Annotated in this window: 18 protein-coding genes and 1 pseudogene; 6 read left to right on the top strand and 13 right to left on the bottom strand. The window is 58.4% G+C overall.

Going from position 1 to position 21,203, the window contains the following annotated elements:
• Positions 1-12: 12 nt before the first annotated feature.
• The 4 genes from mrdA to AWB64_RS05140 all read right to left on the bottom strand — a co-directional run bounded on the left by mrdA (position 13) and on the right by AWB64_RS05140 (position 5,442).
• The gene (gene mrdA, locus AWB64_RS05155; RefSeq protein ID WP_060817532.1) at positions 13-2,493 is read right to left on the bottom strand and encodes a penicillin-binding protein 2; all 2,481 of its coding nucleotides are present in this window, start codon (positions 2,491-2,493) and stop codon (positions 13-15) included.
• Between the two features lie 78 nt (positions 2,494-2,571).
• Positions 2,572-3,084 (bottom strand): rod shape-determining protein MreD, encoded by a 513-nt coding sequence (mreD, locus tag AWB64_RS05150; RefSeq protein WP_060817531.1) that lies wholly within the window; start codon positions 3,082-3,084, stop codon positions 2,572-2,574.
• Positions 3,081-4,199 carry a rod shape-determining protein MreC gene (gene mreC / locus AWB64_RS05145; RefSeq protein ID WP_060817530.1) on the bottom strand — a complete coding sequence of 373 codons (1,119 nt, stop codon included), beginning with the start codon at positions 4,197-4,199 and terminating at the stop codon, positions 3,081-3,083. The genes mreD and mreC overlap by 4 nt, the downstream gene beginning before the upstream one ends.
• A gap of 199 nt (positions 4,200-4,398) precedes the next feature.
• The gene (locus AWB64_RS05140) at positions 4,399-5,442 is read right to left on the bottom strand and encodes a rod shape-determining protein (protein WP_017772379.1); all 1,044 of its coding nucleotides are present in this window, start codon (positions 5,440-5,442) and stop codon (positions 4,399-4,401) included.
• Positions 5,443-5,811: 369 nt separating this feature from the next.
• Here AWB64_RS05140 and gatC point away from each other — a divergent pair, with 369 nt between their 5' ends.
• From gatC to AWB64_RS05115, 5 genes and pseudogenes are all read left to right on the top strand, one after another.
• The gene (gene gatC / locus AWB64_RS05135; RefSeq protein ID WP_060817529.1) at positions 5,812-6,111 is read left to right on the top strand and encodes an Asp-tRNA(Asn)/Glu-tRNA(Gln) amidotransferase subunit GatC; all 300 of its coding nucleotides are present in this window, start codon (positions 5,812-5,814) and stop codon (positions 6,109-6,111) included.
• A 106-nt stretch (positions 6,112-6,217) separates the two neighbouring features.
• Positions 6,218-7,702: pseudogene (gatA, locus tag AWB64_RS05130) on the top strand (Asp-tRNA(Asn)/Glu-tRNA(Gln) amidotransferase subunit GatA); the annotation flags it as partial.
• Between the two features lie 83 nt (positions 7,703-7,785).
• Positions 7,786-9,264, top strand: a complete 1,479-nt coding sequence (gene gatB, locus AWB64_RS05125) for an Asp-tRNA(Asn)/Glu-tRNA(Gln) amidotransferase subunit GatB (RefSeq protein ID WP_060817528.1) — start codon at positions 7,786-7,788, stop codon at positions 9,262-9,264.
• Between the two features lie 96 nt (positions 9,265-9,360).
• The gene (locus AWB64_RS05120; protein ID WP_060817527.1) at positions 9,361-10,197 is read left to right on the top strand and encodes a PPK2 family polyphosphate kinase; all 837 of its coding nucleotides are present in this window, start codon (positions 9,361-9,363) and stop codon (positions 10,195-10,197) included.
• A gap of 24 nt (positions 10,198-10,221) precedes the next feature.
• A complete protein-coding gene (locus AWB64_RS05115; protein WP_060817526.1) occupies positions 10,222-11,001 on the top strand; it encodes an exodeoxyribonuclease III in 780 nt (259 codons plus the stop codon).
• A 20-nt stretch (positions 11,002-11,021) separates the two neighbouring features.
• On the opposite strand, the gene AWB64_RS05110 is transcribed toward AWB64_RS05115, so the two are convergent.
• The 8 genes from AWB64_RS05110 to argB form a co-directional block, all read right to left on the bottom strand.
• Positions 11,022-12,554, bottom strand: a complete 1,533-nt coding sequence (locus AWB64_RS05110) for an ATP-binding protein (protein WP_075643239.1) — start codon at positions 12,552-12,554, stop codon at positions 11,022-11,024.
• Positions 12,551-13,060 (bottom strand): hypothetical protein, encoded by a 510-nt coding sequence (locus AWB64_RS31485; RefSeq protein WP_157766589.1) that lies wholly within the window; start codon positions 13,058-13,060, stop codon positions 12,551-12,553. The genes AWB64_RS05110 and AWB64_RS31485 overlap by 4 nt, the downstream gene beginning before the upstream one ends.
• Before the next feature lie 45 nt (positions 13,061-13,105).
• On the bottom strand, positions 13,106-13,993 hold the full coding sequence (locus AWB64_RS05100) for a M48 family metalloprotease (protein WP_099050491.1): 888 nt from the start codon (positions 13,991-13,993) through the stop codon (positions 13,106-13,108).
• A 35-nt stretch (positions 13,994-14,028) separates the two neighbouring features.
• Complete coding sequence (locus AWB64_RS05095) at positions 14,029-15,315, bottom strand: AmpG family muropeptide MFS transporter (protein ID WP_060817522.1); 1,287 nt, start codon at positions 15,313-15,315, stop codon at positions 14,029-14,031.
• Positions 15,316-15,369: 54 nt separating this feature from the next.
• On the bottom strand, positions 15,370-15,978 hold the full coding sequence (gene metW, locus AWB64_RS05090) for a methionine biosynthesis protein MetW (protein WP_060817521.1): 609 nt from the start codon (positions 15,976-15,978) through the stop codon (positions 15,370-15,372).
• Positions 15,975-17,120: a homoserine O-succinyltransferase MetX gene (metX, locus tag AWB64_RS05085; protein ID WP_060817520.1), complete on the bottom strand. Its 1,146-nt coding sequence runs from the start codon at positions 17,118-17,120 to the stop codon at positions 15,975-15,977. The genes metW and metX overlap by 4 nt, the downstream gene beginning before the upstream one ends.
• A gap of 198 nt (positions 17,121-17,318) precedes the next feature.
• Entirely contained in the window at positions 17,319-18,020 is a 702-nt protein-coding gene (locus AWB64_RS05080; protein WP_082850384.1) for a pyrimidine 5'-nucleotidase, read from the bottom strand.
• 53 nt (positions 18,021-18,073) lie between these two features.
• The gene (argB, locus tag AWB64_RS05075) at positions 18,074-18,973 is read right to left on the bottom strand and encodes an acetylglutamate kinase (protein WP_060817518.1); all 900 of its coding nucleotides are present in this window, start codon (positions 18,971-18,973) and stop codon (positions 18,074-18,076) included.
• A 214-nt stretch (positions 18,974-19,187) separates the two neighbouring features.
• On the opposite strand from argB, the gene AWB64_RS30775 reads away from it, so the two are divergent.
• Entirely contained in the window at positions 19,188-19,382 is a 195-nt protein-coding gene (locus AWB64_RS30775) for a cysteine-rich CWC family protein (RefSeq protein ID WP_075643250.1), read from the top strand.
• Between the two features lie 65 nt (positions 19,383-19,447).
• Here AWB64_RS30775 and AWB64_RS05070 read toward each other — a convergent pair whose 3' ends face one another.
• Entirely contained in the window at positions 19,448-21,163 is a 1,716-nt protein-coding gene (locus AWB64_RS05070; protein WP_063493158.1) for a tetratricopeptide repeat protein, read from the bottom strand.
• Positions 21,164-21,203: the final 40 nt, after the last annotated feature.

The following is a 21,203-nucleotide window of genomic DNA, read 5'->3' as shown; positions in this document are numbered from 1 at the left end:
TCTCCTTCTCGTCTACTCGTCGATGCCGCCAGATGGCGTCAACGTTTGAATGAGGTTCTTGCCGTTATTGCGAGGAATCGCCGCAGTGGGCGCAGGTTCCTTCGGCGGTTTGGGCGCGGGTACGGGCGCGGGCGACGCCTTGCGCGCTTCCTTCGCATTCGATACCGGCGCTGTTTCCTTTTGTCCATTGCTTGCGTTGCCGCCGGCGCGCGGCGTTTCGCGCGCTTCGGTTGCGACGGGCAGGATAGGTGCATGGGGTGTTGCGAGCGCGCGCAGCATCATTGCAGCCGGCGACGGAGGCGCGACCGGCGCTGCGGGCGCCGCAGCCGAAGCCGCGCTGCCTGCTTCGGCAGAAGAAGCCGATGACGCCGCCAAAGCTGAAGCCGATGAAGCCGATGAACCCGCCACAGCCGGTGAAGCCGCTGCCGCATTCGATGCCGCAACAGGCGCCGACGCCGCCGCCGGATTGAACGCCGGCGATGCAGCCGCCACCGATGCCGGCAACGCCGCGTCCACTGCCGACTGCGAGCCGCCAATCACGGGCGCCGTAGCGCCTTCCGTCGCCGAAGCCGCCGCCGCCACGGCCGCCGCTTCCGCGCCAGGTTTCAGCCGGTCGACGAGGTAATAATCGAGCACTCTCCGTGCAATCGGGCCTGCCGATTCCGCGCCCCAGCCGCCGTTTTCGACAATCAGCGCAATCGCGATAGTCGGATGCTCAGCCGGTGCAAACGCGATATACAACGCGTGGTCGCGCAAATGCTCGGCGGTCGCGTGACCCGAATAATTCGCGCCCTGCAACGAATAGACCTGCGCGGTTCCCGTCTTGCCAGCCGACAGATAAGGCGCGCCGCGGAAGATCTTTACCGCGGTGCCGTTGGTCACCACGCCTTCCATTGCCCGCTTGACGAAGTCGATGTCGGCCTGTTTCACGGAAATCTTGTCGCTGGGCGCGCGCACCGTGAGACGCACGGCCTTCGAGATGGGGTTCTCTACTTCCTTAACCAGGTGCGGCTTCATCACCACACCGTCATTGGCGAGTGTCGCCGTGGCGTGCGCGAGCTGCAAAATGGTGAACGAGTTGTACCCTTGCCCAATCCCGAGGCTGATCGTCTCGCCTTCATACCAGCGCTGCTGTTCGGGCTTGCGATATGCCTTCTTCTTCCATTCCGTGGACGGAAGAATGCCGCGCGCTTCGCCGTTGATATCAATACCCGTGATCTGCCCGAAGCCCCATGGTTTCATGAAACCGGCCATCGCGTTCACGCCGAGATCGTGGGCCAGCATGTAGAAATACGTGTCGTTGGAGACCACGATCGCGCGATTCATGTCGACCCAGCCCTGACCCGCGCGCACGTCGTTGCGGAAGGTGTGGCCGCCGAACGTGTACGAGCCCGGATCCTGGAAACCCCAGCCCGGCGTGCGTTTGTGCAGCGTCAGCGCGGCCAGCGCCATGAACGGCTTGTAGGTCGAACCCGGCGGATACGTGCCGTGCAGCGGGCGATTCAACAGCGGGTGATCGGGCGAATTGTTGAGCGAATCCCAGGTCTGCTGGTCGATACCATCGACAAACGAATTTGGGTCGAAGCTCGGCGCCGACACGAACGCGAGCACGTCGCCCGTCGAAGGTTCGATTGCCACCAGCGCGCCACGCTTGCCCGCGAACGCTTGCTCGGCGACCTGCTGCAAACCGATATCCAGCGACAGCACCAGGTTGTTCCCCGGCGTGGCTTGCGTACGCGACATCGTGCGGACCGGCCGGCCGCCCGCCGTCACTTCCACTTCCTCGAAGCCCGTCAGCCCATGCAACTCGGTCTCGTAGCTTTGCTCGACACCGATCTTGCCCATGTAATCGGTGCCCTTGTAATTGTTCGCGTCCAGGCGCGGATCGTAGTGATCGGTATCGGCGTCGTTCTGGTCGCTCGCTTCGTCGATACGCTCCTGGTCGCGTTGCGAAATCCGCCCGATATACCCGATCACGTGCGCCGCCGTCGGCCCCAGCGGATATTGCCGGAACAGCCGCGCGCGCACTTCCACGCCGGGGAAGCGAAAACGCTGCGCAGTGAAACGGGCGACCTCTTCGTCGGTGAGACGGGTGCGGATAGGTAGGCTCTCGAAGTTCTTCGAGTCTTCCAGCAGCTTCTTGAAGCGCCGCCGGTCGCGCGCATCGACGGGAATCACGGTCCCGATGCGGTCGATTTCATCGTCGAGCGTGGTGTTGATCTTCGACGGCGTGATTTCCAGCGTGTACGCCGAATAATTCTTGGCGAGCACGACGCCGTTGCGGTCCGTGATGATCCCGCGGTTCGGCACGATGGGCGCGACCGAGATGCGGTTTTCGTCGGCTTGCAGTGAGTATTTGCTGAAATGCCAGACCTGCAGGTACAGGAAGCGCAGGCCAATCAGCCCAAAGCAGACGAACACGAACAGGCCGGCGGCTGCCACGCGCAGGCGAAACTTCGATAACTGTTGTTCGGCGTTCTGAAATTCGGTCATGCAATCTTCGCGGGGACCGCGTGTATGGCGACTGTGGTGTGCGGCTTGGCAGACACGCGGACAGGCGCTTGAATCAACTCAGATGGGACGTGTGTCGTCGGGATCGGTGGCGCGGCGCTGCGGAATCAGCAGCAAGAAACTGGCGAGCGGCCACAAAATGGCTTCCACGAATCCATCGATCAGATAACCCCAGCCGGGAAACGCCGCGCCGGTCAAGAGGCGAATCACGAACGGAACGATCTGCGCGCCAATCAGCAATGGCGCGACCACGAACGTCTGCACCGGCAACGACATCCACAATACGCGCCTGTGAATGGTAATGGCGCCGTACGACAGCAGCGTATACGCGAGTGCATGCTCACCGAGCAGACTTGCATTGTGAACGTCCATCAACATGCCGAGCAAAAACGCGATGCCCATTCCGACACGACGCGGCTGGTGAACGTTCCAGAACAACAAGACCACAGCCACGAAATCAGGCACGCCGAACATCCGGCCCCACGGCATCAGGTTGAGCAGGAACGCAGCGGCGAGGCTGAAAGTAATGAAGTACGGATTGACCGGCTGCAGGATGTATTGCGGGCGGCTCATGGCGTGACTCCGGGCGCGGGCTTGCGGACAGGCTCTTTCCTGGCGTGCTCGGATTTCCTGCTTACCCTGGGCTCGGGTTTCTTCACGGCAGCGGCTTCCGCCTTGTTCGCGGCAGCGTCGGATGCGGTTGCGGCCGGCGCCGCCGGCGTTGAGGCAGGAGCCGGATTTGCCGCGGCCGGCGCGCTGCCGCTTTTCGCGGGCGACGCCTTTTTCTTGCCTTTGTTTTCCTTCGCTTCCTTCGCGGCGGCCGCGGCCTCTATCTCTTCAGGATTCGGCGGCTGGTTGACCTCGTAATGCAGCACGAGCAACTGGCGCGCGCCGCGCACTGGCGCAATGGGCAGGCAGACAACGCGAGCGAACGCGGTATCGGCTTGTTTATCGACGCGCACGACCTTCGCCACCGGCAACCCCGGCGGATAGATTCCGTCCAGGCCACTTGTCACGAGCTGGTCGCCGGTTTGTACGTCGGCGCTGATGGGCACGAAACGCAGGTCGAGCGTGTCGCCCTTCGGCGTGCCATAAATCACGCTGCGCAATCCGGTGCGCACTATCTGCACGGGCACAGCCTGGTCCTTGTCGGAAAGCAGCGTGACTTCGGATTGCAGCGGGAACACACGTGTGATCTGGCCGATCACGCCGTCTTCGTTGACAACCGGCGCGCCGTCCTGAATGCCTTGCTGCGAACCCTTGCCAATCACGACTTTCTGCGTGAAGGGATCGCGCGTGTCGTATTGCACTTCAACAGGAATGGTTTGCGTGACAGCGCGCGCTTGAAGCTGCAACAGCGAACGCAAATGCGCATTCTCGACGTTGAGCTGAGACGCGTCGCCCGCTTTCACCGACAACTCCAGGTTCTTTTCCTTCAGCTTCGAATTTTCGGTACGCAGGTTTGCGCTGGTCACCGCCAGATCGGCGGCGCCCATGAAGATGTCGCGCGGCACGAGCGCGGCGCGCTGCAACGGGTATAACCCCGCGCCCAGCACGCCGCGCACGATTTCAAGCGTGTTGAAACGTGCGTCGGAGATCAGCAAGGCGATAGCGAGCACCACGAAGAAGATCAATCGCGCGAGAGCGGATGGACCTTGCTTAAAGAGTGGCGGCGGACTGTATTCCATGGTCGGCGCCGAGGGCGTGAGCAGTTAAATCGATGCTGCGGGCCCGCGTGGAGCGGCGGCCCTGCCCGGCGCAGCGCGTTGCAGCCCGGGTAAGACCGGGCCACATGAACGCTTGCGCAAGTCGCATACCTCGCGCACGTCGCAGTTGTTCCATTGAGCGAGTGCGTGCTGTGGGCGCCTTCGTAAAAGGCGTCAAGGCTTACTCGTAGGAGAAGATGCTGCCGAGCTTGTCCATGCGTTCGAGCGCCATGCCCGAACCGCGTACGACGCACGTCAGCGGATCTTCAGCAACGAGCACCGGCAGGCCGGTCTCTTCTGCAAGCAGCCGGTCCAGGTCGCGCAGCAACGCGCCACCGCCGGTCAGCATCATGCCGCGTTCGGCAATGTCGGCGCCCAGTTCCGGCGGCGTCTGTTCCAGCGCGATTTTCACCGACGAAACGATCTGGTTCAGCGGATCGGTCAGCGCTTCAAGAATTTCGTTGCTCGAAATGGTGAAACTGCGCGGAATGCCTTCTGAAAGATTACGGCCCTTGACTTCCATCTCCTTGACTTCGGAGCCAGGGAATGCCGAACCGATTTCCTTCTTGATGGCCTCAGCCGTTTGCTCGCCGATCAACATGCCGTAGTTGCGGCGAATGTAATTGACGATAGCTTCGTCGAACTTGTCACCGCCCACGCGCACCGAACCCTTGTACACGATACCGCCAAGCGAGATCACGCCCACTTCGGTTGTGCCGCCGCCGATGTCGACAACCATGGAGCCCGTAGCTTCCGAAACCGGCAGGCCGGCGCCGATGGCAGCCGCCATGGGTTCTTCGATCAGATAGACCTGCGACGCGCCGGCGCCATGAGCCGCTTCCTTGATCGCGCGGCGTTCGACCTGGGTCGAACCGCAGGGCACGCAGATGATGATGCGCGGCGAGGGCGAGAACATGCGCGACTCGTGAGCCGTCTTGATGAACTGCTTGATCATCTGCTCGGTGACCGTGAAGTCGGCGATCACGCCGTCCTTCATGGGCCGGATGGCTTCAATGTTACCCGGCACCTTGCCGAGCATTTGCTTCGCTTCGCGGCCGACAGCCTGAATGGTTTTCTTGCCATTCGGACCGCCTTCCTGGCGGATGGAAACCACCGATGGCTCGTCAAGAACGATGCCCTTGCCACGCATGTAAATCAGCGTGTTGGCGGTGCCGAGATCAATCGCCAGATCGTTTGAAAAGTAGCTGCGCAAAAAACCGAACATTCAAAAATCCTGTCTCGCTGGGAGCCGTGCCTCGCTTCGAGCGCCAAAGGACGGCAGCGGAAAAAAATGACAGCCTGCAGCCGGACTTAACTGGTCGCGAACATTGCAAGACTGCGAAGAAAATCTACCGGAGGATGCAAGCAAACCAGGCGCACATTTCTCTTAAAAACCTGTAACAAAGAAAAGGCCGCTGGCAAGTCGATCCGGATTTGGGTCGAACGCGTAATGATACCTTATAATTTTGGGGTATTCGAAGGAAAAGGACGGTACATTTTGCCATCGTCAGGCCTGCTTTCTAAGGCTCCTTATCTCGAATTGAAGTCGCGCTGTTTTTAGTGCGAAAGTCGTAAAAATAGACCGGTGAAACATATGTCTCTGACCCTGACCGATGTAAAACGCATTGCGCACCTCGCGCGGCTGGAGTTGCCCGAGCACGAAGCCGAACCGACTCTCGCGCGCCTGAATGATTTCTTCGGTCTCGTGGAGCAGATGCAAGCTGTGGACACCACAGGAATCGAACCGCTTGCTCATCCGATCGAACAGATCCAGCAAGTCGAACTGCGTTTGCGAAACGACGCTGTTACAGAGCGTGTAAACCGGGAAGAGTTCCAGCGGCCCGCGCCCGCCGTGCGCGACGGCTTGTATCTCGTGCCGAAAGTGATCGAATAGGCGGCGCGGCCGAATTGCAACGGCAACGCAACGGCAACGACACAGCAACGCAACATCGCACGAAAATTAAAAGGCGCGGCACATGGCGTCTATCAGGAAGAACGCAATGCATCAGAAAAGCTTGACCGAACTGCGCGCGGCACTCGACGCAAAAACCATCTCTGCCGTCGAACTCGCGCAGGTGTTTCTGCAGCGTATCGACGCCGCCTGTGATCTCAACGCGTTCATCAGCGTCGATCACGATCTCACCCTCGAGCAAGCCAAAGCGGCCGACGCGCTTATTGCCAAAGGCGAAGCAGGTCCGCTCACCGGCCTGCCGATCGCGCACAAGGACGTGTTCGTCACGCGCGGCTGGACGTCGACGGCGGGATCGAAGATGCTCGAAAACTACACGAGCCCGTTCGATGCCACCGTTGTCGAGCGCTTGAAGAGCGCGGGCGTGGTGACGCTCGGCAAGACCAACATGGACGAATTCGCGATGGGTTCGTCGAACGAGAACTCGTACTTCGGCGCTGTAAAGAATCCGTGGGACCTGAAAGCCGTGCCGGGCGGATCGTCGGGCGGCTCGGCCGCGGCGGTCGCCGCGCGGCTCGCGCCCGCTGCCACCGGCACGGATACGGGCGGCTCGATTCGCCAGCCGGCATCGTTCACCGGCATTACCGGAATCAAGCCCACGTATGGACGCGTTTCGCGTTACGGCATGATTGCGTTCGCCTCGTCGCTGGATCAGGGCGGACCGATGGCCCGCAGCGCCGCCGATTGCGGCGTGCTGCTCAACGCGATTGCATCGTTCGATCCGCGCGACTCTACCAGCCTCGAACGTGACGACGAGGACTACACACGCTATCTCGGCCAGCCGTGGTCCGGTCATGACGCGAACAAACCGCTTGCGGGCTTGCGCATCGGCTTGCCGAAAGAGTTTTTTGGCGAAGGACTCAGCGCCGAAGTCCGCAGCGCCGTGGACGCCGCGCTGAAGCAATACGAGGCGCTAGGCGCAACGCTCGTCGATGTTTCGTTGCCGAAGACCGAGTTGTCCATTCCTGTGTACTACATCATCGCGCCGGCGGAAGCGTCTTCTAATCTGTCGCGTTTCGATGGCGTGCGTTATGGCCATCGCGCGGCCGGGTACACCGACCTGCTCGATATGTACAAGAAGTCGCGCGCCGAAGGTTTCGGCCCGGAAGTGAAGCGCCGGATTCTGGTCGGCGCTTACGTGTTGTCGCACGGCTACTACGACGCGTATTACCTGCAGGCGCAGAAAATCCGCCGCATCATCGCTCAGGATTTCCAGGAAGCATTCAAACATTGCGATGTCATCATGGGACCAGTCGCTCCATCGGTTGCATGGAATCTCGGCGAGAAAACCGACGATCCCGTCCAGATGTATCTCGCCGATATCTACACGTTGTCGATCAGTCTCGCCGGCTTGCCGGGCATGAGCGTGCCGTGCGGCTTTGGCGCCGCGGGCTCGGCGCATGCCACGCGGCCGGTTGGCTTGCAGATCATCGGCAACTATTTCAACGAAGCCCGGTTGCTGCAGGTCGCCGACGCATTTCAGCGCGCGACTGACTGGCATTTGAAATCACCGGCGTGGGAGGAACTGTCCCCACGCTCAACTGATTCGCTGTCCCCCGGGGGAGCGCATGCCTCCCTTGAGGCGGCTCGGCGGGAGGCATGAATATGCAGTGGGAAGTTGTGATTGGTCTTGAGACGCACGCGCAGTTGTCGACGGTCTCCAAGATTTTCTCGGGCGCCGCCACGCAATTCGGCGCCGAGCCGAACACGCAAGCCTGTCCGGTCGATCTGGCCTTGCCCGGTTCCTTGCCTGTAATGAACCGCGGCGCCGTGGAGCGCGCGATTCGCCTGGGCCTTGCGATAGGCGCGACGATCGCGCCGCGCAGCATTTTCGCGCGTAAAAACTATTTCTATCCCGATCTGCCGAAGGGCTATCAGATCAGCCAGTTCGAGATTCCGGTCGTGCAGGGCGGCAGCGTCACGATTCACGTTCCGGCGAACGAGAAAACCGGCAAGGCCGCATACGATAAAACCGTCAACCTGACGCGCGCGCATCTGGAAGAAGACGCGGGCAAGTCGTTGCATGAAGACTTCGCGGGCATGACCGGTATTGATTTGAATCGCGCGGGCACGCCGTTGCTCGAGATCGTGACGGAGCCGGAAATGCGCAGCGCCGCCGAAGCCGTGGCGTATGCAAAGAGCTTGCATACGCTCGTGCAATGGCTCGGCATTTGCGATGGCAACATGCAGGAAGGATCGTTCCGCTGCGACGCGAACGTGTCGGTGCGTCCGGTCGGCCAGGCCGAGTTCGGCACGCGCGCCGAGATCAAGAACCTGAATTCGTTCCGTTTTCTCGAAGAAGCGATTCAATATGAAGTGCGCCGGCAGATTGAGTTGATTGAAGACGGCGGCACGGTTGTGCAGGAAACGCGTCTGTACGATCCGGACAAGCGCGAAACGCGATCCATGCGCAGCAAGGAAGACGCGCACGATTACCGCTATTTCCCTGATCCGGATCTGATGCCTTTGGTGATAGACGAAGCGTGGATTGCGCGCGTTCGCAGTGAGTTGCCGGAGTTGCCGGAAGCCATGCAGACGCGGTTTGTCCTGGAGTACGGCGTTACGCCGTACGACGCGGTCGGACTGACGTCGTCGCAAGCCATGTCTGCTTACTTCGAAGCGGTGGTCGCCAAAACCGGCGACGCGAACGCCAAGCTCGCGGCAAACTGGTTGATGGGCGAAGTATCGTCGCAACTGAATCGCGAATCGCTGGATATTGGTAACTCGCCCGTTTCTCCCGCGCAGCTTGCACTCGTGATCCAGCGCATTGCAGACGGCACTATCTCGAACAAGATCGCGAAGGATATTGTCCAGGCGATCTGGGAAGAGAAAGCCACCGACGAAGCGGCGGCCGACCGGATTATCGAAGCGAAGGGGTTGAAGCAGATTTCGGATTCGGGCGCGCTGGAAGCGATTATTGACGAAGTGATGGCCGCCAATCAGAAGTCGGTCGATGAATATCGCTCGGGCAAGGAAAAGGCGTTCAACGCGCTGATTGGCCAGGCAATGAAAGCGACGAAAGGCAAGGCGAATCCGCAGCAAGTCAACGAACTTTTGAAGAAGAAATTATCCTCTTGATTCAATGACTGACGGCTGAAGTACTCGTGGGTTGCTGCTGGGCTGGTCTGGCAGCAACCCTTTGTTTTAAGAACGGTGGTAAGCGGGAGCGCGTGCGTGGCCAAGAAACCTGATCTCGACGATTATCGCGTGCCTTATTTCGATTCAAAGAAGCCGAAAGCCTTTGATCTTGCTTCTATTGACTCCGCATCGAAGCCATTTTCGTTGGGATCGAAAGACGAAGATCGCGCGCGTTTGAGCGAGTTGAACGCGGCGCTCGACACATTGCAGGACAAGTTGCACACGCAGCGCAAGCAACGCGTCTTGCTGATCTTGCAGGGCATGGATACAAGCGGCAAGGATGGCACCATTCGCGGCATTTTCCAGGACGTCGATCCGCTCGGATTACGAATTGTGCCGTTCAAGGCGCCTTCCGAAGTTGAAGCGGCGCATGATTTTTTGTGGCGCGTTCATTCGCAGGCGCCGGCTGCGGGCGAACTGACCGTATTTAATCGCAGCCAGTATGAAGATGTGCTCGTGCCGCGGGTGCTGAAACAAATCGACAAAGCCGAATGTGAGCGGCGATACGCGCATATACGCAACTTTGAAGCGCTTTTAGCCGATAACGGCACGACTATCGTGAAATGCCTTTTGCATATTTCGAAGGACGAGCAGAAAGCGCGCTTGCAGGCGCGCATCGATAATCCGGAAAAGCATTGGAGATTCGATCCGGCCGATCTCGAAGCACGAAAGCAATGGGACGATTATCAGCAAGCTTATGCGGACGCGCTCGGCGCTACGTCGACCGAATTTGCGCCATGGTTTGTCATTCCCGCTGATTCAAAAACGCATCGTAATGTCATGGTCGCGGAATTGATCACGCGGACCCTGCAGGATTTGAAGCTCGAATATCCGCCAGCGAAAGAATCGCTGAAGGGAATCAAGGTCGAGTAGTTTACCAACATATAAGGACGCTTCATGTTTCGTGTCATCACCGCGAATTTGAACGGTATTCGTTCGGCTGCGAAGAAAGGATTTTTCGACTGGTTCGGTCAACAGGACGCAGACGTTGTGTGCGTACAGGAAATCAAGTGCTCGCAGGACGACCTGACCCCGGAATTTCTGGCACCGCACGGATTCCAGGGATATTTCCAGCATGCCGTGAAGAAGGGCTACTCCGGCGCGGGGCTTTATACGAAGCACGAACCGGATGAAGTGATCATCGGATTTGGCAGTACGGAATTCGATCCCGAAGGGCGTTATGTGGAAGCGCGTTTCGGCGATTTGTCCGTGATTTCGGTTTATGTGCCTTCAGGCTCCAGCGGTGAAGAGCGGCAGCAGGCAAAGTACCGGTTCATGGCCGAGTTCATGCCGCATCTCGAGAAACTGGCGGCGACCCGTGAGGTGATCCTGTGTGGCGACGTGAATATCGTGCACAAGGAAATCGATATCAAGAACTGGAAAAGCAACCAGAAGAATTCCGGTTGCCTGCCGGAAGAGCGCGCATGGCTCACCCAGTTATTCGATGAAAAATCCTACGTGGATGTGTTCAGGACGCTCGATCAGCGGCCCGAGCAATATACGTGGTGGAGTAATCGGGGACAGGCGTACGCGAAGAACGTGGGGTGGCGGATCGATTATCAGATCGCGACCAAGGGCGTTGCCGATACCGCGACCGCGACCTCGGTTTTCCGCGAGATAAAGTTCAGCGATCATGCGCCGTTGATTATCGATTACGACTGGAAGGTGCGCGGCTGAGCGCCGCGCAGGATGGCAAGCTATGTAGGCAAGATTGGTAATGTCCTTAATTCCTTGACGATCAGTTGTCGTGGTTTGTCGGGGATTAGCGTCATACTTCGCGCAGTCCGTATGCCAACATAAAATCCGTAATCAAGCATGAGCGCGACGTAGCGTTCCCCTGCTTTGTGAGGAGTAATCCCTTCATGCAAGACATGGACGAAGCGCAAGGCCACCAATTTCTGGACATTAAAATAGCTTACGTTTTTGTTTGATATTTTAACTAAAAAAGCATTTTTCTTTTGCTTTGAGCAAAAGGCTTTTACTTTGTCAAGATACTCAGAGATGTCGTTTCCGCTTTTGTTAAACAGGTCCTGTTGAACATCTTTAAGTTTTTCTTCGATCGCATCGGACGCGGCTGCATTTAAACTTGTAATCGAAACGCTTTTTTGACCTTTTAGTAATGAACGGGATATCGACTTGGAAAATAGACTTAATGCGTCTCGCGGCACCGCGGCAGCAGATAATACTAAGCGATCCATATATTCGTCCGACGCCAAATAACCAATATCGGGTAAGCCGCAATATTTAGCATGCTTGTCTAGGATACTGCTTATATGGTTTTTGGACTGATCAGGACTTGTCAGATTGTGGTCGAGTTTTAAGGTTTGAATATCGTGGGGAGATTCCATTCCACGTTTTATCTCTCCATCCCATAGGTTAGTCAGTTGTTCTATGCCAGATACTTTTATAAACGCGCTATTGCCACGCGTTAGTGAGTAGATGCAGGCCAGAACCTCTGGTTGAAGTCTTTGATCTAAGACATGTAAATCATCCAGAAAAATGGTAAACATCCTCGTATCTGACGAGACTGTGGATATAGCTTTTCTAAGCCTAGGAATCATCCGCGTAAGCTTTACCCCGGCAGTCGCTTCGTCCTCAATTTCGCCAAGGAGCAACAGCTCCGTTGATATAGCGTGAAATTCCGCGGCTGATGAAGCGTACTGCGCAGACTCTGAAAACACTTCAGCGAGAACGCTTGCGATCGCTTGTTTGTCGCTACGTGCAGCATACGTCTGCATGGCGATCCAACAGTATGGAAATCCCTGTATCCGCAATTGATGCATTGCATACGCTAAAAGGCTTGATTTTCCCGAGCCTCTTCGTCCGTATACCACATGATTGGCAGATACCACCACCTCTTTTTCTAAATTGGTGACCGATGGGGTATATCGATTCAAAAAATCCGCACCGAACGTATTTTTATCGACAGTGAGACTTGCAGCTAGCTCTCTTTGTAGTAAAGCTGTTTCCGGCATCGATAAAACGTTGGCGGGCTTACTTGGTCGAACGCTAACGCCCATTCGATCCTTAAAGACGTTAGCCTCAGGAAGAGCGTCGTTAATCTGATCTACGAGAGCGTAGAAGCGCGGGCTTAGGAATGCAAATTCGAGTATTAAAAAATCGCCATCCGGTCGTGTTTTTATATGGTATGAAGGTTCCGTCCCGGATAGCGCACCCGATAGACTTCTCACTACAACATCAGCATCCGTTTGATGCGGATTTGTGTTCATAATTCGATTCCGTGTGCCATCATAAAAATTTTTACGTCCCTAAATAAGCTGCCAACTAGTGCTTCTGCTTCATCTATTCCGAGTATCAGATCACTTGCGACTGCATCGTGGCTGTAATCCGCGAGGTTACGATCGTCTCTGAGATTTTTCAACTTCACCTTGTACAGACTATGATTTTCAAGCGCTTCTGGCACGATATCGACTTTCTGGTGATCACTTGATTCAGTAGTAAAGCTTCCATCGTGCTTTAGCATGACTGCTCGACGAATATTATATGCACCGTAATACAATCTAGATATTTTTTGGCGCCATTCGTTCGAATGAACGGTCTTCGAAAATAAAAAATGGGACTCACCTAATCGGAAGAGTAAAACGACATTGCGATCTATTTCGCGTCGAATCTTTTCAAGCTCGGCATCTCGTAAGATTCCGGCTAAATTCCGCATCATCTTCAGCGGGTTAGTTGCCGCATTGAATAGATGAGGTTCTTTCAGGCTTTTGTGCAATTTTTCCCCGCTTAGCTTTGTTGTAACGTTTAGCGTATGTTCTCGTTATGAACGTGGCTTCTTGAACCGTCCCATTCCGGCATAATTCGGCAATTGGTCCACCGTCCGGCCAAGCGCCTTGGCGTACAACGGCATCATGTCGGGCAACCGCTTCATAAGATCATGAACGCGGTCCGAACCAAACGGATGCATCCAGATAAACCCGTTCGGCGTGCGCCGCGTCGCCGAATCGATCTTCTTCCATAACGTCACGGCGGCGCGCGGATCGTATCCCGCACGGGAAGCAATCTCGCTGCCGATCACATCGGCTTCGGTTTCATCGGCTGGCGTATAACGCATGGCCAGCAACTGCTCTCCGATACCCAACGGTGCCGACGTGATATCGGCGAAACCGAACAGCGGCGGAATAGTGCCCGTAGTCAATTGCGCGGCCTGCTGACGGCCCAGGCGGTCACGCGCGTGCTCGCGCAACGCGTGCGCGATTTCATGGCCAATCATCATGCCGAGTTCGTTGTCGTTGAGCCGCAGCCGCTCGATCAAGCCGCTGTAAATCACAATCTTGCCGCCCGGCAGGCAGTACATGCGGATTTCGGTGGAACGCACAACATTGATCTGCCACTTCCAGTTTTTCGAGCGGTCATTCCATTTCAGCGCAAACGGAATCTCGCGATTCGTGATGTCGCGGGCGCGTTTGACGAGCGCGTTGTCGTCGCCAAGAAGATGCTTTGTGCGCTGGGCTTCGTGGAGGATTTGCAGGTACTCGTCGGCGGATTGCTGTTCCAGCGTTGCCGATGGAATCAAGTTGCGGAACAACGCTGCATTGCCAAAGCGAATCTGGCCGCTCGCCGCCGAGTAAGGCTGCTGCGGAGCAGAAGCCGCGGGTTGTGAGGCCGCATCGGACGCCGCGAAGGTCACGCCGGCGTGAAGCGTCATGGCGCAGGCCGTGGCGCGGATTAACGCGTGCACCTTCATTGGACAGGTCTCCAGGGCGCGATTTTCGGCAACAGTAACATGCCGGGAATCGACAACGCCGCGCAAATCATGAAGTACTCGAACCAGCCCGTCTGCGCGACCACAAAACCGCTCGATGCCGAGGCCAGCGTGCGCGGCACCGAAGCCAGACTGGTGAACAGCGCAAATTGCGTGGCCGTGTAGCGCGGATCGGTCGTGCTCGCAATGTACGCAACGAACGCCGCCGTCGTCAGGCCCGTCGCGAAGGTCTCCAAACCATAGAGCGTGGCCAGCGCCACGGGCGACGGGCCAATCCTGGCGAGCCATGCAAAGCCGAGCGTGGATACGATCTGCAAGACGCCGAAGATCCACAAGCCGCGCCCAATGCCGATCTTCACCAGCCACATGCCGCCAACAATCCCGCCCGCAATGCTCGCCCAGAACGCCACTGTCTTGGCAATCACGCCAATTTGCGTCTTGTTGAAGCCGATATCCAGGAAAAACGACGTGGAAAGCGTGGTCGCCATCGTGTCGCCGAGCTTGTAGAGAAAGATAAAACCGAGGATCAGAAGCGCTGTGCGCCAGCCGTCACGCCCAATAAATTCGCGAAACGGGTCGATGATGGCATCGCGCAGATTCTTGGGCGGCGAGCCGTGCACTTCGGGTTCCTTGACCACCAGCGTCAGCACGACGCCCGGCAACATGAACGCCGCCGTCACAATGAACACCGTGGACCACGGCAAATGATCGGCAAGAATCAGCCCGAGCGAGCCGGGAATCAGCGCCGCGATCTTGTACGCGTTCACGAAGACGGCGTTGCCGAGGCCCTGTTCGGTATCGGCGAGCAGTTCGCGGCGATAGGCATCGATTGCAATATCCTGGCTTGCCCCGAAAAACGCGACAAGCGCGGTCAGCGCCGCGACGGTCCAGATTTCCTGTTTCGGCGATATGAATCCCAGCGCGCCAATCGCCACGCCCACCAGCAATTGCGTGACGATCATCCAGCCACGCCGCCGCCCAGGCCGCCAGCCGGGCAGATGCGGCACGTAGCGGTCCATCAGCGGCGCCCAGATGAATTTCCAGGTGTACGGGAACTGGATCAGCGCAAAGAGGCCGATTTCCTTGAGATTCACGCCTTCGGTACGCAGCCACGCCTGAACCAGATAGATGAGCGTGAAGAGCGGCAACCCCGACGTGAAGCCAAGGAACACGCAAATCAGCATGCGTTTGTTGATAAACGCACGCCATCCGGGGTGATCTTCGTGAGCGGTTAGAGCGGGCGCCTCGTGTGGCGAGTTGGACATATGAAATCGGTTTGATGCGGTGGGCGACGCGCGGGCGGCGTGCTGGCGATCAGTTCAGCTACGCTTTACGCGATAGACCGCAAGGCTACCACGCCAGTTCGCGCCCCAACGGATCGACTGCCCGCCATGCAGCACCACGCGATCAAGGATTTCGATACCCACTTCCGGCGCCAGCGCCTCGAAATCCCGGATAGTGAGAACGCGCACGTTCGGCGTGTTGTGCCACTGATAAGGCAATGTCTTCGATACCGGCATGCGTCCCTGCAGCACAGTCAGCCTGTGCTGCCAGTAACCGAAGTTCGGGAACGAGACGATGCATTCCCGCCCGACACGCACGGTTTCGCGCAGGATCGCCGCGGTTTGATGGATCGTTTGAAGGGTCTGCGAAAGAATGGCGAAGTCGAAACTCTCGTCTTCGAAAAGGCGCAGCCCGTCTTCCAGATTCTGCTGGATGACGTTCACCCCTTTTTGCGCGCAGGCGAGCACGCCAGCGTCATTTATCTCGATGCCGTAGCCGGTTACATCGAGTTCCTCGCCGAGCAGTGAGAGCAGCGACCCGTCGCCGCAGCCCAGATCCAGCACCGATGCGTTCGGTTCAACCCAGCGCGCGATTGCACGAAAGTCCGAGCGCAAAGCAAGAGAATCCAGCGTGATTTGATTCATGCGCGCACCTCGGCGGCAATGCGTTCGTAATAGGCACGCATCAGGTTGTGATAGCGGGCGTCGTCGAGCAGGAAAGCGTCGTGGCCGTGCGGAGCATCGATTTCCGCATAGCTCACCGTGCGTTTGTGATCCAGCAGCGCTTTCACGAGCTCGCGCGAACGGGCCGGGGCAAAACGCCAGTCCGTGGAGAAACTCGCGATCAGATATTTCGCCGTGGTGTGGGCAAGCGACTTGGTCAGGTCGCCGTCGAAGGCTTTGGCGGGATCGAAGTAATCGAGCGCGCGCGTGATGAGCAAGTACGTGTTGGCGTCGAAGTATTCGGCGAATTTGTCGCCCTGATACCGCAGGTACGACTCGACTTCGAACTCGACGTCGAAATTGAAGTTGTACGCGTCGAGCGCGCCTTCCGCCCGGCGCAACGCGCGGCCGAACTTGGCGGCCATGTCGTCGTCGGAAAGATAGGTGATGTGGCCGATCATGCGCGCCACGCGCAGGCCCCGGCGCGGTTTCACGCCATGCGCGTAGTAGTCGCCGCCGTGGAAATCGGGATCGGAGAGAATCGCGGAGCGCGCGACTTCATTGAACGCGATGTTCTGCGCGGAGAGCTTCGGTGTGGAGGCCACCACGATGCAATGCGCCACGCGCGCCGGATACAACATGCTCCACGCCAGCGCCTGCATGCCGCCAAGGCTGCCGCCCATGACGGCCGCGAATTTTTCGATGCCGTAGAGATCCGCCACGCGCGCCTGGGCATGCACCCAGTCTTCGACGGTGACCACGGGAAAACTCGCGCCGTAGGGCTTCCCGGTGGCGGCGTTGATGCTCATGGGCCCGGTCGAGCCGAAGCACGATCCCAGATTATTGATGCCGATGACAAAGAACGTGTTGGTATCGAGCGGCTTGCCCGGCCCGACCATGTTGTCCCACCAGCCGATGTTCTTGGGGTCGTCGGCATACACGCCTGCCACGTGGTGCGACGCGTTCAGCGCGTGACAAACGAGTACGGCGTTGGAGCGCGCGGCATTGAGTGTGCCGTAGGTTTCGACGACGAGATCGTAGTCACCAAGCAAGCTGCCGTTCTGCATGCGCAGCGGCTCGGTGAAATGCAGTGTCTGGGGAGTGACGATACCGATTGATTCCATTCATCCGCCTGGAGAAAACAAGGGCGGCTAAACGGCGTCGGCGGTGCGCGTGAGAGAAAAGCAGCGCGGCTGACAACCTCTTTAGCCGCATTTATAGTGAACCGGGTCAGGGTTCGCGCGCCCGCAATCGAGTCAGCAAATCGGCGCGATAAAACAAGATAAGCGAATAAGTATATCGGATTTTGTGAAGTGGTTCTCTTAGCGCAGTTCGTTCAGGCGTCTCAGGGAGCGAATCTTCAAGTCGACATAATGTGGCCGGCCGCTGTGCGTCTGAACAGATCGTGCGCCGCTCGCATTCAGGACGGCCGGCAAATGCCCGGTAATCCAGACGGTGCGGATTCCCAGGCGTTTATAGCTTTTCAGGTGCCCGCGCGTGTCTTCGACCAGAACCGCGTCGGCAAGCGCCACATGCGCGCGGCGCATTGCACGCCGGAGCATGACGGCATCGGGCTTGGCGCGCCAATAGCCGCTGCGGTCCTGCATGTCCTCGATGGCAATGACGCGCTCGAACAGCTTGCCGATACCCAGTTCCGACAGCACCGCGCGCGCGTAGATGGACGGCGCGTTCGTCAGCACGATCTTGCGCCCGGGTAATCTGCGAATCATGCGCGCGAGGCCGCGTTCGGCGCGAACCATGGAAGCCAAATCCGTGAAGGTATGCACGACGTGGAGAAAATCGGCGGCATCGACCGGATGATGGCGCACCAGGCCGAGCAGCGTGGCGCCGTATCGTTGCGTGTAGCCGGTGCGCAGGCGGTTTGCTTCGTCAATGTCGACGCCCAGCCGGTCGATGATGTACTGCGTCATCCCGCGATTGATCGCCGGAAAAATCTCGTGCGACGCGTGATGCAAGGTGTTGTCGAGATCGAAAAGCCAGACGGGCGCGCCGCGCGTGGTCACGCGGCGGCGGCTGGAACGCGCTGAGATAACGCGTGTACTCGCTGAATCCACGTTTAATGCGAGCGGATCATTGTCCCGAACGGCTGTTCGGTCAGAATTTCGAGCAACACGGAATGCTCGATCCGCCCGTCGATGATGTGAACCGAGCGCACGCCGCTCTTCGCGGCATCCAGAGCCGACGAAATCTTCGGAAGCATGCCGCCGGAAATGGTGCCATCGGCGAAAAGCGCGTCGATTTCGCGCGCCGACAGGTCGGTCAGCAAATTGCCTTCCTTGTCCATGACGCCCGGAATATTGGTCATCATGACCAGTTTCTCGGCGTTGAGCACCACGGCAAGCTTGCCCGCGACCAGATCCGCGTTGATGTTGTACGACAAACCGTCTTCGCCAAAGCCAATAGGCGAGATCACCGGAATAAACGCGTCGTCCTGCAGCGCCTTTACCACGGCGGGGTTGATGGCTTCGACTTCGCCCACCTGTCCAATATCGATGAATTCGCCCGGATTGTCGCGATCCGGCATCTGCAGCTTGCGTGCGTGGATCAGCCCGCCGTCCTTGCCTGTCAGACCGACCGCCTGACCGCCGAAATGATTGATCAGCGTAACGATGTCCTGTTGCACTTCCCCGCCCAGCACCCACTCGACCACTTCCATGGTCTCTTCGTCGGTGACGCGCATGCCTTGAATGAACGTGCCCTGCTTGCCGATTTTCTTGAGCGCCTGATCGATCTGCGGACCGCCGCCGTGCACGATCACCGGATTGATGCCGACCAGTTTCAGCAGGATCACGTCGCGAGCGAAGCCTTGTTTCAGGCGCTCCTCGGTCATCGCGTTGCCGCCGTATTTGATCACGATGGTCTTGCCGTGATACTGCTTGATATAGGGCAACGCCTCAGCCAGGATTTCGGCTTTCAGGGTCGGCGCGATCTGCGTAAGGTCGGGAAGCTCGGACATGGCGGCGAAGGGGCGAGGAGCAGTTTAAACAGGCGGAATTGTACAGGACTGACGCGCTGCATCAGGCGTTTGGCGTTGTATTCATCATTGCATTCCTGCAACGGGTGCAAGGCGATGCGCGCTCGCTCCAGTATGGGATTGGTGCGTGAAATAATAATGTTCGCGCAGATGCGCGACGTGCTTTCAATGAAGTTTCATCGTGATCGTGACAGACATGCTTTCCAGATCGGTTGAACGGCAAAATTGCGCTCGCTGCGGCGCGCAATTTCATTGCGGCCAGCAAGCAGGCGACGCCGCATGCTGGTGCACGCTTTTGCCTCCCTTGCCGGTTACGCGGCTGGAGCCTGATTTGGCGTGTCTATGTCCCGCGTGCCTTCGCGAGGACACCGAGCGCGCTGCCCCCAAATAAAAAACGGCGATCCGGTTGACCGGATCGCCGTTTGCGCGCGGATCAAAGCCGCGCGACGCTTTAACTTACACGGCGGTTTTCTTCGCTGCGGCACGCTTGCGCGGTGCCGCGCCGGTGTGCGTGGCCGCGAGCATGGCCAGATCGCGCGCAACGTCGGTCATGACCGGCTCCCACTGCCCGAAGTTTTTCTGCCGATACAACCTGGCGGTCGGATACCACGGGCTGTCCGTGCGCTCCAGTTGCCAGACCCAATGCGGGTTGACATCGAGCAAAATCCACGTCGGCTTGCCGAGCGCGGCCGCCAGATGCGCCACGCTCGTGCACACGGTAATCACGAGATCCAGCGAATCGATGAACGCCGCAGTGTCATCGAATGTTTCGAACTTGCCCGTGCGATCGGCGATTTCGAATCCGCCGTCGCGAGCCGTCGATACCGCGCCCGACGCTTCCTTCTGCAGCGAGAAAAACGCGACGTTTTCGATGCCCTTGAACGCCTGCGCATACCGTTCAATGCCTACGCTGCGGAACATATTGCGTTGATGGCTCTCGCTGCCGCTCCATACGAGACCGACACGCAGGCGTTTGTCGGATGCGAATTCGGTGCGCCATTCAGCGGCGAGATCGGTATCGGTGGACAGATACGCGCGTTTCGACGGAATGGTGTCCTCTTCAATGCCGAAGTGCAGCGGCAAGCTCAGCATCGGAAAATGGAAGTCGAATTCGGGCAACGGGCCGTCATGCGGGATGCATTCGACGGACTTCGGCGCCATGCGCGCCATCAGCGGATACACGGCCTTGAACGCCGCCCAAACGAGCTTGCCGCCCTGCGCGCTGACCTTTTTCGCCAGCATGGGCACGAAGCGCGAGAATTGCAGCGCGTCGCCAAAACCCTGTTCGCCCCATAACAGCAAAGTCTTGCCTTTCAGCGACTCGCCGTTCCAGCGCGGCACGTTGAATTTGGGATGTGAGTTGACCAGTTCGCCTGAGCCGTCCCAGCGCGATTCGAAGTTCGCCCAGCCGCGCGCGTAATTGCCTTGCAGGAGATCGAGAATGGACAGGTTGAAGGGAAGGCGCGCCATGTGCGGCGCAACGTTCACGGCTGATTCCGCCACCGCGGTGGATTCCTCCCAGCGCTGAGCCTCTTTGAGCGCCAGGCTGTAGTTCGAGAGCGCAAGTGCATTGGACGAATCGATCTGCACGGCGCGCTTGCCCGCGGCGAGCGCATGCTCGAGTTCCCAGCGGCGCGGATACATGCGCGCCAGATTCGTCCACGCTTCAATATCGGCGGAATTTGCGGCTACGGCTTCTTCCAGCAGCTTCAGCGCGTCGGTTGCCCGGCCCGTCAGCTCGTAGGCGACCGCCAGATTGTTGCGCAGCGACGGGACGGCTGCATTGATGCGATGCGCGCGTTCGTAGAACGGGATTGCATCGGCGTGACGGCCCGCACACTGAAGCACGTACCCCAGATACCAAAGTGCGAGTGCATGCTGCGGATGGGTATCGACGAGTTGTGCGCCAAGCTTGACGGCCTCGGCAACGCGGTGCTGCTTCAACAGCGAGTCAATACGCTCCAGCACGGTTTCCACGCGAGCGGGCTCAAGCAGTGCAGCGGCGTGCAGCCAGACGGCGCACTCGGCCTGCTGACCCTGCGAATCGGCAATCCTGGCGTTCTCCAGGAACGCGGGCAGAACACGCGAGATAATGGAATCCTGATTGGCGTCTTGAACGTGCGTTGCTCTTTTGGGATGAGTATCGGGACGGGACGACTGGCTGCGGTTCATATGAGTGTGCGGCCGAGCCGCCCTTGTACGAGACAACGTC

This window comes from Caballeronia sordidicola (genome assembly GCF_001544455.2).
Classification (GTDB): Bacteria; Pseudomonadota; Gammaproteobacteria; order Burkholderiales; family Burkholderiaceae; genus Caballeronia; species Caballeronia sordidicola.
The sequence above is the reverse complement of the archived record's forward strand: the minus strand, read 5'-3'. Positions and strand labels throughout refer to the sequence as shown.